This is a genomic window from Aurantibacter crassamenti, assembly GCF_016811105.1.
GTDB classification, from domain to species: Bacteria; Bacteroidota; Bacteroidia; order Flavobacteriales; family Flavobacteriaceae; genus Aurantibacter_A; species Aurantibacter_A crassamenti.
This window is the reverse complement of sequence record NZ_JAFBGM010000002.1, coordinates 775,907-798,611: the sequence shown is the minus strand read 5'-3', so window position 1 is coordinate 798,611 and position 22,705 is coordinate 775,907. Positions and strand designations below refer to the sequence as shown.

The following is a 22,705-nucleotide window of genomic DNA, read 5'->3' as shown; positions in this document are numbered from 1 at the left end:
GTTTGTTGGTGCTGTTAATATTGATGAACGCTACCCGAAACTGATTTGTTCTTTTTAACTGTTGGGTCACCTGCATAAGCAATATTACCACCACTTGATGCATCAGCGGTAAGTCTATCTGAAACATTTACAGCAATATTGGATCCACTACTAGCATCTGCATCGCAAATTTTAGATTGTAAACCCTTTGTGTTAATATTTGCTCCGCTACTACCATCAACATTAAGCATATTTGTTTTACCGGATATGTTAAGATTAGCACCACTACTTGCATCTATATCAAGTTCATCAACTACGACTTCAATTTCAATTCCTGAACCACTGCTGGAATCTATTTTTAATTTATCAGTGTGTATCGTTCCTTCTGCGTCTAAATGCGAACCACTAGAACTTTTAAGTGCTGTTATTGCCGGCAGCGTGACATATACTTTTTTAGTAGCTCTACCGATATTTTCAATTGCATGAATACGAAGTTTACCATCTTTTATATCCGTACCAATTAAATCTATGATGTTGGAATCTGCTTCCACTTTAATTTTGAAATCTTTAGACTGTGTTATATAAACCTGAATTCCTTCAGACGTTGAAATTTCTGTGAAATCATCAGTCACTTTTCTGGTGTCAGTTACTATGTCACCGGACCCTTTAACTCCGGTTCCAAAATCTGCTATGTTAATGTCAAAGCCGCATGAAGTGGCTAAAAATGCTAAAATAAATCCGATTGCGATTCTTGATAATGTTGTCATGATTGTTGTTTTATTGATTGATGTAAAATTGCCACTTCTACTTGGTCTTTATTAATTCAATTTTCTGAATTGTAGAATTATGATGATGAATTGTTTTTTTTAATTAGTTATCGTCGGTGTTTATTTTTACACCTTCGCTGTTAATATTAATATCCACATTGTCACTATTGTCTTTGGCTTTTATGTTGACACCGTCTTCGTTTACTTTCATTTTAAATGATTCTCCGTCTTCATTAATATTAATGTCAACGCCGTTTTCATTTATTCGAATTCGATTTTTATCATCCTCGTCATCTTCTTTTTCCTCAGGACAGTCTTGACATTTTAATTCATTATCTGAACCCATTTTCCAATAAAAATCTTCTAGATCATCAGAAGAGCGGTCTGTTTCCGCATTCATAACCCAGTTACGATCACTCTCTGAATTATACTTAATTGTAGTGCCAACTGGTAAATATAAATTAACCCGTACCTCTTGATCTTTAAACTTACTCTCGCTATTTGTAGTTAAAAAATCATTTAGAATTAATGTGTTGCCAATAACATTGTAACTGTAGTTTATTTCTTCAGCAACGGATCTAGCTTCCACTACAGAAGGACCGTTTGCTTCTCTTTTTACTTCAATTCTAATAATGGTGTCATTAGATTTCTTAATACGAAAACGAACATCGTCTGAAAGCAAAATTGGTTGTCCGTCATCATCATAAGTCATTACCATATCATCCATACGAACGTTAGAACCATTATCCCATAAATCTGTGCGTACCAACTCAATGTTTAATGTATCTGTACTGTTCTCTAAATACAATTCTTTTTCAGTTGTGATTCCACCACTATATGCATGTGCTGCAGCTTCTTTTATACCCATTACAATTAGGCAGATAATTGAAATTAACCATAAACCAAGTAGTGAGAATTTTGCGATGCTTCCTATTGATTTAAGATTGTTTACCAATATTTTTAACCCTAAATACAGTAGAAAGAAAAACGGAATACCCACCGCAAAGAAAATTAGCAAAGACCAAACCCAAACTGATGTACCAGTAATATTGTCAAGTATATTTTCTAAGCCTGGTAAATGAATCCAATCTAATGTACCAACCGTTAGCATGCCAATGAACATACCAATTATTGCAGAAGCACCAATTACAATTAAAATTATGCCAATAAATTTGCCGAAAATTTTAAATAAGAACATGATGATATCGCCTACAGTATCAAAAAATGTTTTTCCACTATTTTTAACTTTACTGTAGTCGGCGTTTTTTACTTTAGCTGCAACATCATCAAAGCCTTCCTTTACTTTTCGCTCTATATTACTGATATTAATTGCCTCACCACGCATATCTAATTTTTGCGATGTTGTTGAAGCTTCAGGAATCAGTATCCATAATAAACCATATATTAAAATAAAACCACCTGTTGAACCAATGGTTAGAATGATCCATAGTAAACGAATCCACAGTGGGTCAATATTAAAATAATGCGCTAAACCTGATGATACGCCCGCTACGTATTTATGCTCAGTATCTCTATAGAATTTTTTAGTACGTTTACCATTAGTGTTTGTATTAGAAGTTTTTGGCTCATCTTCAAAAATGTCTTCATCAACCATATAATCTTCAGGTTGACCCATAATGGCGATAACTTCATCAACTTCTTTTTCTGTAATTACCTGTCTTTCATTTTCTAATTTCTCATGAAAGAGTTCGGCAATACGTGCTTCAATATCTGCTAATATTTCATCGCTACCCGCTGTATTTGCAAATGAGCGTTTTATCGACTCTAGATAGCGTCGCATTTTATTGTACGCCTCTTCATCAATATGAAAGAGTACGTTTGCTAAATTTATATTTACTGTCTTGTTCATCGTTAGCTGTTTTTTGTGTTGGTAACCAAGTTGGTGGCATTTCTTAATTCGTCCCAAGTGGTATCTAATTCTTTTAAGAAAAGTTTACCTGTTTCGGTTAGGGTATAATATTTACGTGGTGGGCCTGAAGTGGATTCTTCCCAACGATAATTGAGAAGGCCAGCGTTCTTTAGCCGTGTTAATAGTGGGTAAATTGTACCCTCTACCACCAGCATTTTGGCATCTTTAAGGGTTCCTAGAATTTCAGATGCATATTTGTCTTTTCCATTGAGAATAGACAGAATGCAATATTCTAGAACTCCTTTGCGCATTTGCGCTTTTGTATTTTCTACATTCATAGTTTCTTTTTGCTTTTTATGCCGAGCAAGCCTGCCGTCTGGCAGGTCTTGTAATGTGTTGCTTGTCTGCATAGATTAACTGTTCGTTTTTTGAATGATAAATAAACATCCTGATTGATTTGATTAATGAATTACTACTTTACTAGTTTGGGTGTGATTAAGACCCAGGTAACTTACTTTATAAAATTAATTGTGATGGGGTATTCAAATTCTTGTCCTTCATTAGTTCTTATGGTTGCCAATATGGTGTACACTATATTGACTACAAATAGAGCGCCTTGAACTAATCCTGCGACACCTAACGGAAATAGCCATTTGCCAAATCTAAAATTGTCGCTATTAAAACTAATATTTAAGTTGTTGAAATTATTTAAACCATCAAAACCGAAATGACCGAAATCAAAAATATTAGGAAAAAAACCAATTAAAAAAGGTACACTAACGATTCCTAAAATGATAGAGTAGAGTAGCATGCTTATTTGAAAATTTAATGCCTGCTTGCCATTGTGATCTACAAAGCTGTATTCGTTTTTGTTGGCAGTCCATAATACTAATGGAATGATGAAATTTCCGAACGGAAAAAAAAACTTTGAAAATGTTGAGGCATGTATCAAAGCCGATAAATTTTTCTCATGTTTTGTTAATGCGCTTTCCATGGTCTATTTGTATTACTTTTTATTTCAATTATGTTGATTACCTAATAACTTACTATGCAAATATATGTCTAAAAAAAGGTACTATGCAAAACAAAGTACTGAAATTTAAGATAACATTAACAATTACATATCTAGATAATTTTCTATACTTTTACCTAAAACATAATAAAAATGGGCGCTTCAGCTAGTAAATTCAATAAATTCACTTTTTTTAAATTACCTGCAGCTTGGTGGACAGGAGTTCGTGTAAAATCGATAAATGAGCAAAAATGCGTGGTAACAGTTAAGCATGGTTGGCGAAATCAGAACCCATTTAAGTCGATGTTTTGGGCCGTACAGGGTATGGCAGCAGAACTTAGTACGGGTGCCATGGTAATTAATCAGATTCAAGAAAGTGGTAAGCGAATATCAATGTTGGTTCAAAATAACAATGCTAATTTTTCAAAAAAAGCAACTGGTGTAGTAACATTTACTTGTGAAGATGGGCATCTAATAGGGGAGGCCATTAAAAGAACTATTGCCACGGGCGAAGGTGAAACTTTTTGGATGAAGTCTGTTGGAGTTAATGAAGATGGAGTAGTGGTGTCTACTTTTAATTTTGAATGGACGGTTCGAATTAAGAAATAGAGATGATTAATGGTAATTACAATTACCAATAACGAGCTATATTTTAAAATATCCGCCTATAAAAATTCTCTGCTAAAATAAATGATTTAAAAAAATGTTTTAGTTTGTAGCACTAACCAAAGGCGTTGTGGCTAACGTCCTTTTTATAAAAATAAGGGTATCAAACATATCCAATGGAGACAAAAAGTAGTAATCTGATTCTTTTTCTTCTCCGTATCCTATTAATTTTAAGCTTCCAAAAAGAGCATCGTTATTCAATTCCTTTTTTACAGTTGCCATATTCATATAATAAGCATCGGTTTCTATTTGATTAAAAATACTTTCCCATGAATTTTTTGGTTGATGTTTTAGGGTTGTATTTAATAGCCTATCGCTATAATCATGGTCGTCGTTTATAAACTTGTTTTCCATATAAGAATAACTACCATTTAAAGAGCTTAGACCAATGGCATGATACTTATCACCAAATTCTTGTTTTAAGTCATGCCCCATAATACCTATCTCATTATCAATGATAACCGTATTTGAAATATGAGCGTTGTGTGCCCAAACAATTATTTTTGCTTGTGGGTCGTTTGCTAAATAAGATATCCTATCAGACATAATTTCATCTCTGCTTTGCAATGCTTTTTCTTGAACTACATTGACATAATTGATATAACTGTTTTTAGCATTAAACAAATATTCCTTTCTTTTATCTGAAAGCATATTCTCAGTACCTAATTGTTTTTCAATAGCCAAGATAGACTCGTAAGCCATTTTTCTTAACTCATTTTCGTTTTTTGGTTTTGTATTTTCTCGTTTGTGTTTTTTCGAGTATTCTTTATAAGTTAAAGATGATTTTTCATTAAAATCATCTAATAGTATTCTTATACTTTCAGATGCATTTTCCTTTAAGTCATCATTTAATAAATTGGACATTTCCCAATAAGAGTCATCGCAACCTTTAAATTTCACCTTATTTGAAACACCAGAAGTTTTATACCATTCTAAAAAATGTTTCATTTCTTGGGTTTGATATATGGAAAAGAGATGCTTTTGCATAAGCGTATCTAGGCCTACGGTTTGTAAATTTTGATTTAAGACTTCTATGTCATCATACGGACTCTCCAAAACGATAGTATTAAAACCTTGTTCTAAAATTAGCTTCTTAGTAATCGCCTCTCGCAGTTTATAAAACTCTGAGGTACCATGTGTATCTTCTCCAACTGAAATTATTTTTTTAGTGCCAATGCTTTTAATTAATGAATTCAAGCTTTCATCCAATGTTTCATCATTTGTAATATCTAATGCTGAATAATTCTTCTCAATTGATTCTTTTACTTCATTTTTATTATTTTCATTTAATATGGATTTTTGGACCTCCTCTAGGTTTTGAATGTTTTTTCCATCAATGGTTACTACAAAGTCATCGAACCAAGCAGTTCCTTTTCCTGATAAAATACCACCAATAAAAATGGTTCGGGCTCGATTTGAAAAGGGTAGTTTTATGGAATATTTTTTCCAGTCGGCAGTTCCGTTCACATTTTGTTTACTCATATTAGCAAAAGCTAACATTTCGTGTTTGCCGTAACCATCAATTCGCATTAACAAACCGGCATTACCTTTTTTTACATTTTCGACTTTAATATAGCCTGTTAACTGAATTGAGTCGCCCACGTAGTTGGCGGGAATTCGATAAGTGATACAGCCAAATTTTCCTTTTTTATCCGAAACTACTTTGCCCGCGAAATTTTCAAAACCTTGTTTTTTTTCTGCGGCAAGATCATAATACCCCCATTTAAACCAACCTTTAGGAAGGTTTTTTGTTGAATCAATTACATTGAAATTTAAATTGAATTTATCTTGAGCAGAAGTTTTTGTTTTGTTTAAATTAACTTGATCCTGAGCGCTGAGAAATGTGTTTAGAAATAAAAGAAAAACAAAAAATGAAAGGTTGGTGCATAATGATTTCATTGTAAGTTTATTTAGGTCGTCGTAAATTGTGTCAACAAGATTGCCAATTAATTGTCTTGTTTCTGTTAATGATGTTTTAATTGGGAAAAATTTAAGGTATAGTGAAGACAAGAATGTAACAAAAGTTAACTTATGACAACTAACTACCATCAATCAATATAAATCAGATTCCCTGCCAGATGGGAATGTTAAAAATAATTACTTATGAACGCACACGAAATAGATTATCAAATATTTGGAGAAGAAATGCAATACGTCGAAATAGAACTCGATCCGCAAGAAGCTGTTGTGGCAGAAGCCGGTAGTTTTATGATGATGGATTCTGATATTAAAATGGATACCATTTTTGGTGATGGTTCTAACCAAGATAAAGGTATTCTTGGAAAAATGTTTTCTGCAGGTAAACGAATGCTTACTGGAGAAAGTCTTTTTATGACCGCATTTTTAAATATTGGACAAGGCAAAAAGAAGGTGAGTTTTGCTTCGCCATATCCTGGAAAAATTCTACCTATAGATTTATCTGAAAAACAGGGAAAGTTTATTTGCCAAAAAGATGCGTTTTTGTGCGCAGCTAAAGGTGTTTCTGTTGGAATTGAATTTTCAAAAAAGTTGGGTCGTGGCCTTTTTGGGGGTGAAGGGTTTATCATGCAAAAGCTTGAAGGAGACGGAATGGCTTTTGTTCACGCAGGTGGAACCATGGCCAAAAAGGTATTGGCACCTGGCGAAGTTTTAAAAGTTGATACCGGTTGTATTGTTGGTTTTTCGCAAACCGTAGATTATGATATTGAGTTTGTTGGCGGTATCAAAAACACAGTTTTTGGTGGAGAAGGATTATTTTTTGCGACACTACGCGGACCGGGTACAGTATATATTCAGTCGCTCCCTTTTAGTCGCTTGGCAGGTCGTGTTTTAGCTTCTATCCCTCGCGGGGGAAAAGATAAAGGGGAAGGAAGTATTCTAGGTACAATTGGCGATATTGTTGGGGGAGATAATCGATTTTAATTAAGGCATTGCTAAAAGGAGCTTGCATTTTATAAAGTAATAATCTATTAATGGATTTCAAAAATCAAATAAACTTTCTCAAAGAACTTCAAAAAAATAATAATAAAGAATGGATGGATTTAAACCGCAAATGGTACAAAGAAGTCCGAAATGATTTTATTGAATGGTTAGACGGTCTGAATACTAGACTTTCAGCTCTTGATGATGAATACTATGATACGCCAGGAAAGAAGGGAATAAATCGTATCAATAATAATTTAATGTTTCACCCGAATAAGCCTATTTATAAAGATCATTTTGGTGCTGGTTTGGATAAGCGGCCGAACACGGGTGATTTTTATATTGAAATAGGTATCGAACGATGCATTTTTGCTGGTGGACTATGGAGACCAGACCCAAAAAGATTGAAAAGTATTCGTGAAGCTATCGATTACGATGGAGAGGAATTAAAGAAAATTATAGACAAAAAGTCGTTTAAACAAACCTTTGGCGATTTGTATGAAGATGTTAAATTAACGAAAGCGCCCAAAGGTTTTTCAAACGACCATAAACATATTGATTTACTTCGAAACAAAACTTTTGCAGTCGTAACGGAGTTTTCTACAGAAGAAATTTTTAAACCTGATTTTGAAAAAAAAGTGATAACGGTATATAAAGAAATGCTTCCTTTTAGAAGATATTTAAATCGAGCGGTTTCGGTTTAATAAATCATTTCTCAATATTTATTTACAATCCTATTTTGTTGGTTCTATATGGTTTATAACATTAGTACATATTGTCAATAGAACTAACACCATATATTTGACGTCGTAATTAATTTGTTTTTGATTTAGAAAGTGCCTGCTTAACCGTTGTATGCGTTTTATCATAACAAGTTTGTAACAATGTTTCTGCATCCATAGTATTCCAATATTCTTTATTGAAAAGCTCAACGGAAAAACCGCCTCTAAAACCTGCATCGTATAGTTTCGGAATTACGTTGTCAAAAGGGCAAATACCATCACCTGGAAATATCCGATCAGAATCTTTTAATTTATCATAAGATGGACTAGATGGATAATCATTAATATGGATGACAGGCAGTCTTTTTCCATTAAGAATGTCTATCGTATCCCAATCATTACCGCCTCGGTAAACATGATAAAAATCTAAAAGCATAGTGGCTTTGGGGTGCCCAGTAGCAATCGCAATTTGTGCACAATCAGAAATTTTGTGTAAAGCTCCCATGCCCCAAAGTTCTATTATTGGTGTAACTCCGGTTTCATCTCCTAATTCTAAAATTGCAGTATATCGTTGTGCATATTCGTCATATTTATTGCTGTTTATGGTGCTAATGCCTTGAACGGGTGCTGCTATGAAATTACCTCCTAAAGCAGCGGTAATGTTCATTTCTTCGCGTAATTGTACTAGTGCTTGTTTCCGTTCTTCTGCATCATCACTGCACCATTTAGAGAACCCAATAATGTTTTCAAGAACGAGATTGTTTTTTTCTAATTTTGCCTTCAAATCTGAAGTTTTACCGCCTGCATCTAGATATTTTTTAATATCACTCATCCAAAGTTCAATACCATCAAATCCGGCTTTGGCTACCATATCAATTTGAAGATCAACAGCAATTTTGTAATGTAAAAGTGTTGAGGTATTTAAGCTTATGCGAATGGGCAATTTTGCTATATTCTTTGCTTTCAAGTTCATATTCTCTGAAGCTGTGCTTGATGAAAAAGCAAATCCACTCATAGCAGCAAGTGATACTTTAAGGCCTGATCCAATAGCTTTTCTTCTAGATATTTTACTATTCATTTTCGGTTGGTTTTATTTTTGAATAAAGATAATACCTATTTAATTTTTGATCACTCATCATTTTGCGGGGTCGTTTCTAAATTCTTAACTTCGAAGTTCAACAATTAACATAAGATGGCCAATTTTAATATAGACGCAAAAAAGGAAGTAACATATGATGCCATAGTCATTGGGTCAGGTATTAGTGGCGGATGGGCCGCCAAAGAACTCTGTGAAAAAGGATTAAAAACTTTAGTGCTCGAACGAGGTAGAATTGTTGAGCATGTTGTTGATTATCCCACAATGAATTTGGATCCATGGGATACTGAACTGAGAGGCGGACTAACCCCAGAGCAAAAAAAGAAGCATTATAAAGCTTCGCGATCTGGTTGGATAGGTACTGATACTGAACATTTTTGGGCGGATGATAAGGCGAATCCGTACACTGAAGAGAAACCATTTCTTTGGTTGCGAGGTCATCAAATGGGTGGAAAATCACTGTTATGGGGTAAACAAACTTATCGATGGAGTGATCTTGATTTTGAGGCTAATGCAAAAGACGGGCATGGTGTTGATTGGCCTATTCGTTATAAAGATATTGAACCTTGGTATTCGTATGTTGAAAAATTTGCTGGCATAAGTGGTGAAGCTTTAGGTTTGCCTCAATTACCTGATAGTCATTTTCTGCCACCAATGGAGCTTAATTGTGTAGAGAAGCATGTTAAAGCTCGTTTAGAAAAAGATTTTCCGGGTAGAAATTTGATTATTGGACGATGTGCCCATTTAACTGTTCCACATAATGGAAGAGGGCAATGCCAGAATAGAAATAGATGTAGTAGAGGATGTCCGTTCGGAGCTTATTTTAGCTCTAATGCTGTAACATTGCCACCAGCAAATGCGACAGGTAATTTAACTATAAGACCTTTTTCAATTGTGCAATCGCTTATTTATGATGAGAAAAAAGGAAAAGCAACTGGTGTTCGTATTATTGATTCAGAAACTAATGAAGCAATTGAATATTCTGCAAAAATAATTTTCGTTAACGCGTCTACTTTAAGTACTACGCAAATTCTTATGAATTCTAAATCTAATCGATTTGAAAATGGATTAGGCAACGATAGTGGAGAATTGGGACACAATTTAATGGACCATACCTACAGAGTAGGAGCAATGGGCAAGATAGATGGATTTGAAGATAAGTATTATAAGGGTAGACGACCAAATGGAATTTATATTCCGCGGTATTGGAATATAGATGAAAAGTCGAAATCTGATAAATTTCTTCGTGGTTTTGGATATCAAGGCGGAGCGTATAGAGGAGGTAATGCTGCAAATATAGAAGGTTTTGGAGCAGCTTATAAAGACAGTATTTTAAAACCTGGTGAATGGGAAATGTTCATTACTGGCTTTGCAGAATGTCTTCCGTACCATGATAACAAAATAAGTTTGAACAATGATGTTCTTGATAAATGGGGGCAGCCTACCTTAACTATTGATGCGGAATTCAAGAAAAATGAAAAAGCATTGAACAAGCAAATTCAAGAAGATGCAGTTGAAATGCTTGAAAAATCAGGATTGAAAGATGTTTTAGGTTTTGATAATGAGCACCCGCCAGGATATGGTGTTCATGAAATGGGTACAGCTCGTATGGGCCGCAATCCCAAGACTTCAGTCTTGAATGAATTCAATCAAGTACATGCAGCCAAAAATGTGTTTGTAACAGATGGTGCGTGTATGACATCATCGTCTTGTGTAAATCCATCCTTAACATACATGGCTTTAACTGCTAGAGCTGCTAACCATGCAGTAACTGAATTAAAAAAGCAAAATATCTAAAACATGGATAGAAGAAAAGCACTTAAGAAAACAGGTCTGTTTGCAGGAGCAGCACTAGCCATGCCCTCAATTTTTTCACTACTACAAGCTTGTAAAGATGAGCCAAGATTAAATTGGCAACCACTTTTTTTCAATGAAAACGAAGCGAAAACAATCGCAACTTTAGTTGATATGATTCTTCCTAAAACAGAAACACCAGGAGCTTTAGATATGAATGTTGATGTATTTATTGATACGGTTATAGCTAAAGGTTACGATGAAAACGCACAGCAAGAAATGCGTGATAATATTGCAAAGTTTAATGAAGATTGTAAAGCTGATTTTGGCGCAGATTTTGCAAACTTAAATGAAACGGATAGAGTAAAAGTGCTAGAAAATGCTGAGATAACCTCGGGTAAGTTTAATCCTGGTGTTTGGGGATCTTCGGTAGGTAAACAAGAGCCCATTGGTTTTTATAGATCTCTAAAAGCAATGGCCATTGGCGCTTATTTTACTTCAGAAGAGATTGGAAAAAATGTTTTGAATTATGATCCAATCCCTGGTAAATATGAACCATGCAAACCTGTGTCTGAAGTTGGAAATAAATGGAGTTTGGGATAGCGCTTAAAACTATTCACTTTTAGAATACACCACCTCACCATTAAAAATGGTCATCGCAATTTCGGTTTTTAAGAATTCGTCTTCAGGTACGGTCATAATATCTTGATTATATATGGTAAAGTCCGCAAGTTTACCAGCGGTAATTGAACCTTTGATGTTTTCTTCAAAAGCACCATAGGCTGCATCTAAAGTATATGATCTTAAAGCCTGTGTTCTAGTCATTTTTTGTGCTGGTTCATATCCACCTTCGGGAGTACCTTTTAATGTTTTACGGCTTATACTGGCATATAAACTTGCTATCGGATTCAATGGTTCTACTGGTACGTCTGTGCCGTTGATAATTGGAATACCACTTTTTAAAAGATCTTGCCACATGTAAGCACCTTCTTCGATTCGTTTTTGGCCCAAACGATCAATTGCCCAAGGTCTATCAGAAGACATATGTATGGCTTGCATTGCTGGTATAACACCTAGTTCTGCAAAACGAGGAATATCATCTGGATGCAAATGTTGCGCATGTTCTATCCGGAATCGATGATCTTTGGTTGCTTCAGGTAGATCTTTAAATGCCGATTCGTAACGATCTAGTATTTCGCGGTTTGCGCGATCACCAATAGCATGAGAGCAAACTTGAAAACCATTTTTTAATCCTTTTATGGCAGTTTCTTTTACGACTTCCATGGGTAGTGTTTCATGACCAAAATGGCCGGGTTGGTCCGTATACTCTTCTAATAACCATGCACCTCGTGAACCTAATGCTCCATCACAATTTAATTTTATCGAACGTATAGTTAACCGATTGTCAGGATCTATCAAAGGCCCCTTGTCACCCCATTCATCTACCAAATCCATGTCCCCACCAGTAAGCATAGCATACATACGTACGGTCATTTTACCAGCTGATTTCATAGCTTCATAAAATTCGATATTTTCTCTACCAATTCCAGCGTCATGAAAACCAACGATTCCATTTTCATGGCATGCAGCAATAGCAAGATCAAAAGCTTCGATGTATTTTTCAGGGGTGTACATATCGGTTGGAACATGCTTCCAAATTATATCTGTGGCTGTCTCATTAAAAATACCGGTAGGTCTTCCTAATGCATCTCTTATAATTTCACCGCCCTCTACTGAAGATTTGTCGATACCTTCTTTTGTTAAAGCATGAATTCCTGCAATATCCATGGCCGCGGCGTTTGCAAAAACCGCATGTCCACTTACATGACCTAAAACAACAGGGTTGTTTGGTGAAACCGCACTTAATAAATCATGCGTTTGAAAACCTTTTACCATTATCTCCGGTTTTACATTCCATTTACTTTGGTGCCAACCGGTACCAATTATCCATTCACCTGGTTTAACCGTTTTTACTTTTTCTGCAACAGCAGCAACAATTTCTTCATAGCTGTTGGTATTCGTTAAATCGAGTTCTAGAGCACTAATACCCAATCCCATAAAGTGACCATGTCCTTCAATTAAACCCGGCGTCATTGTATTGCCCTCTAAATCTAGTATTTGTGTTTGTTCGTTTTTATATTTTTCGGCTTCTTCAAGACTGCCTGCGAAAAGTATAATACTGTCTTTTGTAACTACAGCTTCTACTTTTGTTTGGGTTGAATCTACAGTATAGATGGGGCCACCATGAATAAGTAGTGTTCCTGTTTCTTGTGCGGGGTTTGAACAAGAAGTTAGTATTACAATAAGTAAGACTAAATAACTGTGAAGAGATTTTGGTATGTACATTTGGAAGGTTTTGAATGTATGAATTTACAATTTTGAATTCATTTTGAATACCAATTTTATTTCAAAATAAACTGGATCAATAAAAACATAGCCGTTTGCTGTTGAATTCTAATAAGGCACTTTGTAACTTGGCATAATGAAAAATAATCGTATTAGAAATATTAAGAAGAAGCTGTTATCTGACAATTGGTATACACTCAATAAATTTAGTTTTGAATATCAAAAGGATGATGGCTCTTGGGAAGAACAGCATAGAGAGGCTTATGATCGTGGTAATGGTGCGGCCATATTACTATATAATAAGAAAAAGGGAACTGTGATTTTAACCCGACAATTTCGAATGCCGACTTATGTAAATGGGAATGAAGACGGAATGATGATTGAAGTATGTGCGGGACTTTTAGACGGCGATAAACCAGAAGATTGTATACGTAAAGAAACTGAAGAAGAAACTGGATATAAAATAGATAATGTAGAAAAAGTAATAGAGACTTACATGAGCCCTGGCTCGGTAACCGAAATTTTATATCTATTTATTGGTGCGTATGAAGATCAAATGAAAATAGGCGAGGGTGGAGGTGCTGAAGATGAAACTGAAAATATTGAAGTGTTAGAATATCCTATAGAAAAAGCACTTCAAATGATTGTCACCGGAGAAATTAAAGATGCTAAGACCATTCTTTTATTGCAATATGCTGAGATACATAATTTGGTTGGTAACTAATAATTATCTCTAATTTCTTCAAAAATGTGTTGCATTCTTTTTTTGATTTCTGAAGATGATTGCTTGAAGTGATTGTTCATAAAACTAAATATTAGGGTTTTTCCAGATTTGGTAATTAGATACCCACTCAAGCAATGATTGTTGCTTAAACTTCCTGTTTTAGCAAAAATATAGGGTTCTGTGTTTCCTGGATACCAATCTTCCAAAGTTCCGGAAACTCCTCCCTTAGGAAAAAAGTCAAAAAGGCGTTCTCTTGGAATCTCGATATACATTTTTTGTAATACCTGAACTATTGATTCTGGTGTGAATAAATTATAACGTGATAATCCGGATCCATCTACCCAACGCGGTTCTTGTTTTAAATCAGCTAATAGTTTCTCTAGTACATAGTTTCTTGTTGTGCTGCTATTTAAAGTGTCTGATAACGTTGATGATCCCAATATCAATAACTGTTCTGCCAAAAAGTTATCGCTTTCATGCATCATTCTTTTCAAGACTGTGTCAGTGGGTACACTATAAATGAGTTGCTTTTCACCCTTGGGCATCTCGTTAACTAATTTAATTTTTTTGTTAAGAACTTGCTCTAATAATTTTCGAGTTAAGGTTGAATCTGTTCGAAAAGGAATTTCTATTGTGTCTCTTCTTTTGGTTGAATAGTAAAATAGATTCTTTTCGGCTTCACGGTTCTTGTTGAAATGAATATTGACAATACTATCTGTAAAAAATTGAGGAGAAATAGTTTTTTGCGGCATGTTGTAGAGTGTAACTACATTACCATAAAGTGGTAGACTTCCTCTTTCAGGCTGATAATAATATTGATAATCATCCCAAGACCATCCTGGGCCATATTTTGCATCATCAAAATTGTTTAATGAAAGTGAGATTTCCTTTTTATCCTTTAGAAAATTAACAACATTGTCATTCTGAAAATAGGAATGAAATAAAGTTGGATCACCTGTTCCTTCAATATACGTGGTGTTATTTGTTGTAATGTATTTTAGGGCAGGTATTTCTTTTGGTAAAAGTTTTAAAGCGGAATAAAGAGTGAAAATTTTAGTGTTACTAGCGGGTGTGAAATATTTCTGTGAATTTAGATTGTAAATAGTATCATTGATTTGGGGGTCGATTATCAAAATTCCAGTAAAATGATTTGCCGATTGTTCTGAATGTATAGTAGCCGATATATTTTTTGATATTATTTTTTTTGAGCTAGAGCAACTAGTTAATAACAAAAGAACAATTATTGTAATAATTGTATTTCTACTGCACGAATTTAATTTTATGTTATCTCTCGAATGTACTGTTTTTATTGACTTTAACATGAATTTACCTTAACTTTAACGTGGTACTAGCAATATATTTAGAACGAAAGTAGTTATTTTTGATAAACAACTAATTTTAATCTTTTTCATATGGCAAGAGCAATGCTTGAGTACACTAAAACGGTACTTAAAAAGGTTAGTTTTGATGCAAGTTTGTTTTGCAAAGAACTACAGAAAGCGATTTCACGATTACTCCCCCAAGAAATTGAAGAATTAAAAGAATGGCTAGAGGGTTTTATTAATGATAAACCTGAATTGCACGAAAGTTTAATTTATTTAAAAGCTTAGATATACATCCCCCATTAACAATGGGGGATTTTTTTATTTCCCCCCTAACGGACTGATAATCTTCACGTCTTGAAAAGCTATAGCGCCTCTAACCACGCCTGATATTACATCAATTAAGGCGTTGGTAATTTGCATTTTTAGCTCATTCTTATGGTATATTATACTAACCTCACGTGCCGGTGGTGGTTCATTGAAATATCGCAGTTGTTTTTTCTTTACCTCATCTAATTCAAGACTATTCAAATAGGGTAATAAAGTCATGCCAAGACCTTCATTAGCCAAATTAACAAGTGTTTCAAAACTACCACTTTGTAACTGAAAATGTTCATTTACATTATTGCCTGCAGTTTTGCATAAATTAATTACACCTTCTCTAAAGCAATGTCCGTCTTGTAATAATAATATATCAGCAATGTCTAAATCAGCTGGAGAAATTTTAGACGCCGAAAATAAACGGTGTCCGTTGGGTACGTAGCCTACGAAAGGCTCATAGTATAGGGGTCGCTCTTTGATAAACTCTATTTCAAGTGGCGTGGCTGCAATTGCTGCGTCTAAATGACCATCGGCAATATTTTTTATTAGCGTTTCTGTTGGCTGTTCTTTAATATTTAAGTTTACTCTGGGATATTTATTAATAAAACTCTTAAGAAACATTGGTAATAGAGTAGGCATAATCGTAGGTATGATGCCTAATGTAAATTCACCCCCAATAAACCCTTTGTCTTGATCAACTATATCTTTAATTCGGTCGGCTTCAGCAACAATATTTTTGGCCTGTGATACTATTTTTTCACCTACTTCTGTAATTCCAATAGGTTTTTTACTTCGGTCAAATATTTGCACATCTAGCTGATCTTCTAGCTTTTGAACTTGCATGCTTAAAGTAGGTTGCGTAACAAAACTGTGTTTTGCAGCTATAGTAAAGTTTCGATATTCAGCGACCGCCAAAACGTATTGTAATTGTGTTATTGTCATGAGCTATAATTCTAAACAATAAAGGTATAAAATCCATCAATAAAACTTATGGTTTTGTGGTATAATCATTTTGTAAATTTATAGTAATTTAAAAATGAAATCATATGAAAATCAATAGTATAGGTCTAGACATCAAGAAATCGGAAGAATTAGGAAAGGAATTAAATACTTTATTAGCTAATTTTCAAACCTATTATCAGAATTTAAGAGGTATTCATTGGAATATAAAAGGAAAGCGTTTTTTCGATCTTCATGTTAAATTTGAAGAGTTGTATACTGATGCCAACATGAAGGTAGATATGATTGCGGAGCGTATTCTTACTTTGGGTGTTGTGCCAGAACACACTTTTGAAGATTATATAAAAATTTCGAAAGTACCAGTGGGTAAAAATATTACTCGAGATGAGGAAGCGATTCGTTTAATTGTTGATTCATTATCACAGTTATTGGTTATTGAAAGAGGTATTTTAGATGCTTCTGATGAAGCAGGAGATGAGGGTACAAATAGTATGATGAGTGATTTTATTTCTGAACAAGAAAAAACAGTTTGGATGATGAAAGCTTGGTTGGCTGAGGATATTTAAAAGATAGTAGAGTTCAAAAAAAAAGGCGTGTTTATTGACACGCTTTTTTTGGTTCAAATCGCAACCCTATTTTTAAATCTCGATGACTCTGAAATAGTTTTAATTATTTTCTTCTATTTCTTTTTAGAAGTCCGCTTCTTGCTGCTTTTGGCGAAAGGATTGAAATCTATGCATAATTGTAGCCAAAATTCTAAATCTACATCGGTGTCAATACCTTCTTCAGTAACAAAGACATAACCTTTCATAGTACGACCCGTAAAATTCATTTCTGTACAATGTGGCTTTGAAAGTGCATTCTCATATTGATCCGTACCAACCCTAGCCATTAATAATGATGTTTGAGAGTTTTTATCAATGTGCATGCCAAAACACATTTTTTCATCGACCATAAAACAGAGGCCTCCCATCATTTTTTTTTCTTCAAAATGAACTGATTTGTGCTTTAAATAATTTCGAGCTCTATCTGCTAAATACTCATCGTAGGCCATAATAATATAATGATTTAGCTATATTTATTCCTGCTATTGATCCTAGTATCAGTTGAATAATTAGCTTTAATTCAATTAAAAATCAAGATCGATTTTGAAAGGTTATTCTAAAAATTTTCGATCAAAAGAGAAAGGTTTTTCATTATCTGGATGCACTGTAATTTGAACTGCCGTTGCACCACCTTCTACTTGAACTCTAAGAATATTCATTTCATCATAAGGTCTGTTTAATAGCCAAAAATGACCATCACCTTGTACATATAAGATGGGTTTTTCAAACTCAGTTGCTACAGATTTTAAAATATCAGTAAAGGGTTCAAATTTGTCCGGACCGAGCTCAACCATATTTGCGTGACCAAAGATGACTAAAGCTTTTAAATCGTCAGCATTTGCAGTTACATAATCTTGTAAAAACCTACCATTATCTTCTAATCGTGTATCCCATTCTTCTTGGTCATGAGCCGAACTTCCTACTAGATTTAGCCCCATAAACATTACTTGTTTTTGTGACCATACAAAATTTTCAGTACGATTTTCTTGGTAAGTAACTGTGGGTTCAAATGTCCAATTTTTATGAAAGTCTAAAAAATATTTATTCCAAAGTTCTAATGCAGAAATGGGATCATCACAGTCATTATATTCATTATCGCCAAGTAGCATAAATGTTGGGATTGAAAATTCACTAAGAATCTCACTTACATCTTTATATACAGGTTCTGTGCAGGGGTCAGCCCCAGGTTTTATATCGCCAACATGCACGACGAATTCTGATTTTGATTTCGTGTTATGTGTGTTAATCATTGCTATTAAATCTGTACGCTGACCTTCATTATATGGTACATCGCCAATGGCAGTAAAAATGATACTGTCTAAAGGAGTTGGCTCTGGTGTAGTGATCACAGAATCAATTGGATCAGTAGGGTCATCGGAATCTTTAGGTGGATCATTTTTTGAATTGCACGAAAATGCAATTACTAAAGAAAAGGTCAAAAATGCCCATGTTATCCTTTTAAAAAATATCATACTTTACTATTTTTTGTGGGGAAGTATTAAAACTGGATACTAATTTAGTGAATTTGTATCGCTTTCTTATTGGTTTACTTAAGCTAGATGCCTTATTAAAACATCATTTTCATCTACACCTAGTTCTTTCATAATATGTCTAGCCAAGGGTTTGCTGTCGATAACATTCAGTAAAATACCAAAGCTATTATGATTTAAAAAGTCTTTAACCGCCTCAATATTTTCATTTATTTATTGATGTTGATTATTCATTTAATTATTGCCACTTGCTTGAAGTATTCTAAATATTTTTAAATTTTCGTTTTGAAAATAACAGGTTATAGATTACAGCTATTATTAAGATTATCAAAATAATTATAGCAATGCTCCAACATAAAAACTTTAAACTAGCAAAACCTGAATAAAGATAAACCAGATTATCATTAAAAGATGTTGGACTTGCTAACATTATAAAAGAAACTAAATTTTCTAAAATATCAAAAAGTCCGGCAAGAGGTAAAAAGATGCTTAATTGATATTTGTTTTTGTATAACATTGTGTTTTTTGAAAGCATTGAGCCAAATAAGAACCAAACAAAGTACCCCATTGCTATTACAGTTGCAATAAATAAAAAATCGAAATATTGAGTTTGGTAATATGTATCTATGGTACCAAAATCAATTAATTCTTGGTACCAAACTTTAATCTTTTTCGCATCAAAACTAGTTTGTGCTTCAAAATATGGAACTGAGAATTTAGATTTTAGATATAGTATATCAAGAAAATAACTAGCAATGAAATAGCATGTAGTACTAATTAAAGATCCGATTAACAATTGTTTTTTTGACAATTTTTCTAATAAACATTTCATAACTCTATTGTTTTAATATTGAGTTACAAAGTTGCCATAAGGTAATATAGCATCCTTTAACATATGTTAAAAAGAAAAATTATTGTATTTTTTTTCGAATTCGGCTAAGATGTACTTGAGTGATTCCTAGGTAAGAAGCTACATAATGTAGCGGAATACGTTGAATAATCATCGGCTTTTCTTGAAGCATGCCAGTATATCGCTCTTCAGGACTATCAGATTTCAACATTGAATTGTTACTAAGGAGATTGGTAAATAAGCTTTCTGTCATTTTTGTACCCCATTCACGCAGTTCGGGGTGCTTTTGGGTTAATTTAAATAATTTCTCAGCAGATATTAAATGTACTTCAGATGTTTCGATTGCTGCAAAATTCTGCTTAGCCCTTTTATTGTGTACGAAAGCCTCAAAGTCGGTTACAAAAGTATTTTCAAAGAAAAAATCGTTGGTAACGTCTTTGTCATTTTTAAGATTGAAGCAACGGAGTATTCCTTTTTTGACGAATGCTAACGGAACATTGTATTGCCCTTCACGAACTAGTTTTTCATTTTTTTTAAGATGGTGAATGGTAAAGTTCTCGTGCAAATCTAATTTTAGTACATTACTTACGGTGATAAATTTTTCTATTTCTTGAAATAACGAATCCATTTTTAAAAGTGTCTCATAAAAACTAAAGATATTGAAATTATTAAGTGTCTCGGTTTTTATTTTTAATAAAAAAAAGTTTAGCAAGGACTCATAAATCTGATAGTCAATTGTTTCTTTCAGTCAATTCTTTCATATGCATAATATCTGAATTGGCATTTCTTATTTTTCGGTGTTTATCTGTTGTCTATAAATATATGTTTTCAATTATTGTGACAGCATCGATAAGGTTTTCGTTTACTATTAAATTGTTTAATAAATGAAATAATACAGCATATCACAACAGTGACATATGTTTTCATTAGGGCATAATTAAAGGTTATAGCCGAAACAATAAATGTGCTATTTTTTTATGTGTAAGATGCTCTTAATAAGGTTTTTTCGTTGAAATTCAGTGCTTTTTTTACCAATACAATTTTGCCAATATTGGTAAGTGATCTGAAATATGTTGATTGTTTTCCATTCGATCATCAATGTGAATATATTCCTTAACCTCTAGGTCGTTAACGAATATGTAATCAATGCGTTTTTTTAATACTCTATTATGATCAAATCCGCTAGATGTGCCGGTTGGACCATAAAATGCTTTCTGTGTAATTTTTTGTCCGTCTGAAAGTTTGCTTTGTAAAAATTGTATCGGTTTAGATTCTGGTGGTAAATTTAAATCGCCCATAAAAACAACAGGAAGGTTCTCTTTATTAATTTCATTAATTTTTTGAACTATAAGGTTTGCTGATTCTGCACGTGCTTTTACGCCTCTATGGTCAAAATGCGTATTGAAAATATAAATCTTTTTACCCGTTTCTTTTTCCTCAAAAAGACCATAAGTACAGATACGCTCTAAAGAGGCATCCCAACCTTTTGAAACTTTATCAGGTGTTTCAGAAAGCCAAAAAGTGTTTTGTTGCAATACTTTAAATCTCGACGTGTCATACAAAATAGGGGAGTATTCGCCTTTTTCTTTACCATCATCGCGACCAACTCCTATATATGAAAATCCTTCTAGCGAATTATCTAAATACGTCAATTGATGGTTTAATACTTCTTGAGTTCCAATAAATGAGGCTTGGTAATGCTTAATTAGTTTGACCATATTTTCTTTTCGGTCATTCCAATTATTTACGGTGTCATCTACATTATCATATTTAATATTGTAGCTCATTACTTTTACGTCTTGCGCGTAACTAGAAAAGGTGATTAGTACTAATAGAAGTGTTATTTTTCTCATTTTTTAGGATGTTAGTTGTGCATTGCCAATTTAACAAATAAGACTAACATTTCTGCTATTAAACATTGCTGATCTCAATGTTAAATTCAAACTATTTAGGAAAAACAATCGCATTTATAATCTTTTGTTATTCAGTAATTTAAGGGTTATAACTCTCGCAATTTTAATTAGTATGATATTTAGACTATTATTTGTAAGATTAAAATAGCATGATGATGAACATTCATTTAACTAAATTTGAGGCATAAATAATTTAAGTGATGAAAAATATTTGTGTTGCCGTTGTTTTTTTATTCTCTGTATTAGTAGTTGCTCAAGAATCGAAGATACCTGTATTTGCCTGGATGGGCGGACCAGGAGAAGCTACTGATCTAGAACTAGAGGCACAATTTACCGATTTAAAGAAAAAAGGAATAGATGGTTTGTTGTATAGTGGTGGTCATGATCCAGAGACGTATAAAAGAGTAGGTAAGTTTGTTAAAGCTGCTGGAATGGAATTTCATACGTGGATACCAACCATGATTCAAAGTGACCCAAAATTAAAACCAGAATGGTATGGGGTTAGTGGTAAAGGCGAATCGGCCTATGAAATACAGCCATATGCTGGGTATTATAAATTTCTATGTCCAAATAAAAAAGAGGTTTATAAGTATCTAAAGGATATGTATTCTAAGGTAGCTGATGTAGAAGAAGTTGATGGAATTCATTTGGATTATATTCGATACCCTGATGTGATTTTAGCTCGTGGTTTATGGGAAAAGTACGATTTAATTCAAGATCAAGAATTTCCGGAATATGATTTTTGCTATTGTGATACTTGTACTTCTGATTTTAAGAAGAAAAGCGGAATTGATATCAAAGCAGCGGAAGATCCTTCAACGGTTCAAGAATGGAAACAATATCGATATGATGTCATTACTAGTTTAGTGAATCGATTAAGTGAAGTAGTGCATAAGAAGGGAAAACAAATAAATGCTGCAGTTTTTCCAGGTCCATCAATATCTAAAAAGTTGGTACGTCAAGAGTGGAATAAATGGGATGTGGATGCATATTTTCCTATGAACTACAATGATTTTTATATGGCCAATACGTTATGGGTGGGCAGTGTGGTAAAAGAAGAGGTACATGCGGCAAAAGAAAAACCTGTATATAGTGGATTGTTTATTAGTCCTAGACCATGGAATAAAGCGAATGAAGAAGACCCTGAAGGTCATGGCTTGCTACCTGAAGAATTAGAAGATGCAATACGTGAATCAATGGAAAATGGCGCTAAAGGTATTTGTCTTTTTACGCCTGGTAGAATGACAGATGCACATTGGGCTGCTTTTGAAAAGGCAATTCATATTGATTATACGAAAGACTAAAATATAGACGTAATCAAATTTTAGTTGTTTTAAAAGAATTAATAGCTACGATAAACGATATTT

At 33.7% G+C, this 22,705-nt stretch carries 23 protein-coding genes; 9 read left to right on the top strand and 14 right to left on the bottom strand.

Going from position 1 to position 22,705, the window contains the following annotated elements; translation table 11 throughout:
- Window positions 1-14 precede the first annotated feature (14 nt).
- From JQC67_RS16130 to JQC67_RS16115, 4 genes are all read right to left on the bottom strand, one after another.
- A complete protein-coding gene (locus JQC67_RS16130; protein ID WP_203253950.1) occupies window positions 15-746 on the bottom strand; it encodes a head GIN domain-containing protein in 732 nt (243 codons plus the stop codon).
- Between the two features lie 103 nt (window positions 747-849).
- A complete protein-coding gene (locus JQC67_RS16125; protein WP_203253949.1) occupies window positions 850-2,616 on the bottom strand; it encodes a PspC domain-containing protein in 1,767 nt (588 codons plus the stop codon).
- 2 nt (window positions 2,617-2,618) lie between these two features.
- A complete protein-coding gene (locus JQC67_RS16120) occupies window positions 2,619-2,954 on the bottom strand; it encodes a PadR family transcriptional regulator (protein ID WP_153755618.1) in 336 nt (111 codons plus the stop codon).
- Window positions 2,955-3,127: 173 nt separating this feature from the next.
- The gene (locus JQC67_RS16115) at window positions 3,128-3,610 is read right to left on the bottom strand and encodes a DUF4870 domain-containing protein (RefSeq protein WP_203253948.1); all 483 of its coding nucleotides are present in this window, start codon (window positions 3,608-3,610) and stop codon (window positions 3,128-3,130) included.
- 171 nt (window positions 3,611-3,781) lie between these two features.
- Between JQC67_RS16115 and JQC67_RS16110 the strand changes: the two genes are divergently transcribed.
- Window positions 3,782-4,237, top strand: a complete 456-nt coding sequence (locus JQC67_RS16110) for a DUF4442 domain-containing protein (protein ID WP_203253947.1) — start codon at window positions 3,782-3,784, stop codon at window positions 4,235-4,237.
- Between the two features lie 99 nt (window positions 4,238-4,336).
- Here the strand turns inward: JQC67_RS16110 and JQC67_RS16105 are convergent, their stop codons facing one another.
- Window positions 4,337-6,193 (bottom strand): erythromycin esterase family protein, encoded by a 1,857-nt coding sequence (locus JQC67_RS16105; protein WP_203253946.1) that lies wholly within the window; start codon window positions 6,191-6,193, stop codon window positions 4,337-4,339.
- A 204-nt stretch (window positions 6,194-6,397) separates the two neighbouring features.
- Between JQC67_RS16105 and JQC67_RS16100 the strand changes: the two genes are divergently transcribed.
- Complete coding sequence (locus tag JQC67_RS16100) at window positions 6,398-7,195, top strand: TIGR00266 family protein (RefSeq protein ID WP_203253945.1); 798 nt, start codon at window positions 6,398-6,400, stop codon at window positions 7,193-7,195.
- Between the two features lie 50 nt (window positions 7,196-7,245).
- A complete protein-coding gene (locus JQC67_RS16095; protein ID WP_203253944.1) occupies window positions 7,246-7,899 on the top strand; it encodes a DUF2461 domain-containing protein in 654 nt (217 codons plus the stop codon).
- Window positions 7,900-8,008: 109 nt separating this feature from the next.
- On the opposite strand, the gene JQC67_RS16090 is transcribed toward JQC67_RS16095, so the two are convergent.
- Complete coding sequence (locus JQC67_RS16090) at window positions 8,009-8,995, bottom strand: sugar phosphate isomerase/epimerase family protein (protein ID WP_203253943.1); 987 nt, start codon at window positions 8,993-8,995, stop codon at window positions 8,009-8,011.
- 114 nt (window positions 8,996-9,109) lie between these two features.
- On the opposite strand from JQC67_RS16090, the gene JQC67_RS16085 reads away from it, so the two are divergent.
- Window positions 9,110-10,810 carry a GMC oxidoreductase gene (locus JQC67_RS16085; protein ID WP_203253942.1) on the top strand — a complete coding sequence of 567 codons (1,701 nt, stop codon included), beginning with the start codon at window positions 9,110-9,112 and terminating at the stop codon, window positions 10,808-10,810.
- Between the two features lie 3 nt (window positions 10,811-10,813).
- Window positions 10,814-11,410: a gluconate 2-dehydrogenase subunit 3 family protein gene (locus JQC67_RS16080; protein ID WP_203253941.1), complete on the top strand. Its 597-nt coding sequence runs from the start codon at window positions 10,814-10,816 to the stop codon at window positions 11,408-11,410.
- 9 nt (window positions 11,411-11,419) lie between these two features.
- Here JQC67_RS16080 and JQC67_RS16075 read toward each other — a convergent pair whose 3' ends face one another.
- Entirely contained in the window at window positions 11,420-13,153 is a 1,734-nt protein-coding gene (locus JQC67_RS16075; RefSeq protein WP_203253940.1) for an amidohydrolase, read from the bottom strand.
- A gap of 136 nt (window positions 13,154-13,289) precedes the next feature.
- Here JQC67_RS16075 and nudK point away from each other — a divergent pair, with 136 nt between their 5' ends.
- The gene (gene nudK, locus JQC67_RS16070) at window positions 13,290-13,877 is read left to right on the top strand and encodes a GDP-mannose pyrophosphatase NudK (protein WP_203253939.1); all 588 of its coding nucleotides are present in this window, start codon (window positions 13,290-13,292) and stop codon (window positions 13,875-13,877) included.
- Here nudK and JQC67_RS16065 read toward each other — a convergent pair.
- Window positions 13,874-15,199 carry a D-alanyl-D-alanine carboxypeptidase/D-alanyl-D-alanine-endopeptidase gene (locus tag JQC67_RS16065; RefSeq protein ID WP_203253938.1) on the bottom strand — a complete coding sequence of 442 codons (1,326 nt, stop codon included), beginning with the start codon at window positions 15,197-15,199 and terminating at the stop codon, window positions 13,874-13,876. The genes nudK and JQC67_RS16065 overlap by 4 nt on opposite strands.
- A 90-nt stretch (window positions 15,200-15,289) precedes the next feature.
- Between JQC67_RS16065 and JQC67_RS16060 the strand changes: the two genes are divergently transcribed.
- Entirely contained in the window at window positions 15,290-15,487 is a 198-nt protein-coding gene (locus JQC67_RS16060) for a hypothetical protein (protein ID WP_203253937.1), read from the top strand.
- Window positions 15,488-15,520: 33 nt separating this feature from the next.
- On the opposite strand, the gene JQC67_RS16055 is transcribed toward JQC67_RS16060, so the two are convergent.
- Complete coding sequence (locus tag JQC67_RS16055) at window positions 15,521-16,462, bottom strand: hydrogen peroxide-inducible genes activator (RefSeq protein WP_203253936.1); 942 nt, start codon at window positions 16,460-16,462, stop codon at window positions 15,521-15,523.
- Window positions 16,463-16,566: 104 nt separating this feature from the next.
- On the opposite strand from JQC67_RS16055, the gene JQC67_RS16050 reads away from it, so the two are divergent.
- Entirely contained in the window at window positions 16,567-17,046 is a 480-nt protein-coding gene (locus JQC67_RS16050; protein ID WP_203253935.1) for a Dps family protein, read from the top strand.
- Window positions 17,047-17,159: 113 nt separating this feature from the next.
- Here the strand turns inward: JQC67_RS16050 and JQC67_RS16045 are convergent, their stop codons facing one another.
- From JQC67_RS16045 to JQC67_RS16025, 5 genes are all read right to left on the bottom strand, one after another.
- A complete protein-coding gene (locus JQC67_RS16045) occupies window positions 17,160-17,534 on the bottom strand; it encodes a TfoX/Sxy family protein (protein ID WP_203253934.1) in 375 nt (124 codons plus the stop codon).
- A gap of 102 nt (window positions 17,535-17,636) precedes the next feature.
- Entirely contained in the window at window positions 17,637-18,557 is a 921-nt protein-coding gene (locus JQC67_RS16040) for a metallophosphoesterase (RefSeq protein WP_203253933.1), read from the bottom strand.
- A 280-nt stretch (window positions 18,558-18,837) separates the two neighbouring features.
- Window positions 18,838-19,407 (bottom strand): hypothetical protein, encoded by a 570-nt coding sequence (locus JQC67_RS16035; RefSeq protein WP_203253932.1) that lies wholly within the window; start codon window positions 19,405-19,407, stop codon window positions 18,838-18,840.
- Window positions 19,408-19,486: 79 nt separating this feature from the next.
- Complete coding sequence (locus JQC67_RS16030) at window positions 19,487-20,053, bottom strand: Crp/Fnr family transcriptional regulator (protein WP_203253931.1); 567 nt, start codon at window positions 20,051-20,053, stop codon at window positions 19,487-19,489.
- A gap of 400 nt (window positions 20,054-20,453) precedes the next feature.
- Window positions 20,454-21,278, bottom strand: a complete 825-nt coding sequence (locus JQC67_RS16025) for an endonuclease/exonuclease/phosphatase family protein (protein WP_238934866.1) — start codon at window positions 21,276-21,278, stop codon at window positions 20,454-20,456.
- A 260-nt stretch (window positions 21,279-21,538) separates the two neighbouring features.
- On the opposite strand from JQC67_RS16025, the gene JQC67_RS16020 reads away from it, so the two are divergent.
- Window positions 21,539-22,642: a glycoside hydrolase family 10 protein gene (locus tag JQC67_RS16020; protein WP_203253930.1), complete on the top strand. Its 1,104-nt coding sequence runs from the start codon at window positions 21,539-21,541 to the stop codon at window positions 22,640-22,642.
- Window positions 22,643-22,705 lie beyond the last annotated feature (63 nt).

Bases quoted from the DNA above. Each gene is read 5' to 3' on its own strand.
- JQC67_RS16130 (WP_203253950.1), bottom strand. From the start codon at position 746: ATGACAACATTATCAAGAATCGCAATCGGATTTATTTTAGCATTTTTA.
- JQC67_RS16125 (WP_203253949.1), bottom strand. From the start codon at position 2,616: ATGAACAAGACAGTAAATATAAATTTAGCAAACGTACTCTTTCATATT.
- JQC67_RS16120 (WP_153755618.1), bottom strand. From the start codon at position 2,954: ATGAATGTAGAAAATACAAAAGCGCAAATGCGCAAAGGAGTTCTAGAA.
- JQC67_RS16115 (WP_203253948.1), bottom strand. From the start codon at position 3,610: ATGGAAAGCGCATTAACAAAACATGAGAAAAATTTATCGGCTTTGATA.
- JQC67_RS16110 (WP_203253947.1), top strand. From the start codon at position 3,782: ATGGGCGCTTCAGCTAGTAAATTCAATAAATTCACTTTTTTTAAATTA.
- JQC67_RS16105 (WP_203253946.1), bottom strand. From the start codon at position 6,193: ATGAAATCATTATGCACCAACCTTTCATTTTTTGTTTTTCTTTTATTT.
- JQC67_RS16100 (WP_203253945.1), top strand. From the start codon at position 6,398: ATGAACGCACACGAAATAGATTATCAAATATTTGGAGAAGAAATGCAA.
- JQC67_RS16095 (WP_203253944.1), top strand. From the start codon at position 7,246: ATGGATTTCAAAAATCAAATAAACTTTCTCAAAGAACTTCAAAAAAAT.
- JQC67_RS16090 (WP_203253943.1), bottom strand. From the start codon at position 8,995: ATGAATAGTAAAATATCTAGAAGAAAAGCTATTGGATCAGGCCTTAAA.
- JQC67_RS16085 (WP_203253942.1), top strand. From the start codon at position 9,110: ATGGCCAATTTTAATATAGACGCAAAAAAGGAAGTAACATATGATGCC.
- JQC67_RS16080 (WP_203253941.1), top strand. From the start codon at position 10,814: ATGGATAGAAGAAAAGCACTTAAGAAAACAGGTCTGTTTGCAGGAGCA.
- JQC67_RS16075 (WP_203253940.1), bottom strand. From the start codon at position 13,153: ATGTACATACCAAAATCTCTTCACAGTTATTTAGTCTTACTTATTGTA.
- nudK (WP_203253939.1), top strand. From the start codon at position 13,290: ATGAAAAATAATCGTATTAGAAATATTAAGAAGAAGCTGTTATCTGAC.
- JQC67_RS16065 (WP_203253938.1), bottom strand. From the start codon at position 15,199: ATGTTAAAGTCAATAAAAACAGTACATTCGAGAGATAACATAAAATTA.
- JQC67_RS16060 (WP_203253937.1), top strand. From the start codon at position 15,290: ATGGCAAGAGCAATGCTTGAGTACACTAAAACGGTACTTAAAAAGGTT.
- JQC67_RS16055 (WP_203253936.1), bottom strand. From the start codon at position 16,462: ATGACAATAACACAATTACAATACGTTTTGGCGGTCGCTGAATATCGA.
- JQC67_RS16050 (WP_203253935.1), top strand. From the start codon at position 16,567: ATGAAAATCAATAGTATAGGTCTAGACATCAAGAAATCGGAAGAATTA.
- JQC67_RS16045 (WP_203253934.1), bottom strand. From the start codon at position 17,534: ATGGCCTACGATGAGTATTTAGCAGATAGAGCTCGAAATTATTTAAAG.
- JQC67_RS16040 (WP_203253933.1), bottom strand. From the start codon at position 18,557: ATGATATTTTTTAAAAGGATAACATGGGCATTTTTGACCTTTTCTTTA.
- JQC67_RS16035 (WP_203253932.1), bottom strand. From the start codon at position 19,407: ATGAAATGTTTATTAGAAAAATTGTCAAAAAAACAATTGTTAATCGGA.
- JQC67_RS16030 (WP_203253931.1), bottom strand. From the start codon at position 20,053: ATGGATTCGTTATTTCAAGAAATAGAAAAATTTATCACCGTAAGTAAT.
- JQC67_RS16025 (WP_238934866.1), bottom strand. From the start codon at position 21,278: ATGAGAAAAATAACACTTCTATTAGTACTAATCACCTTTTCTAGTTAC.
- JQC67_RS16020 (WP_203253930.1), top strand. From the start codon at position 21,539: ATGAAAAATATTTGTGTTGCCGTTGTTTTTTTATTCTCTGTATTAGTA.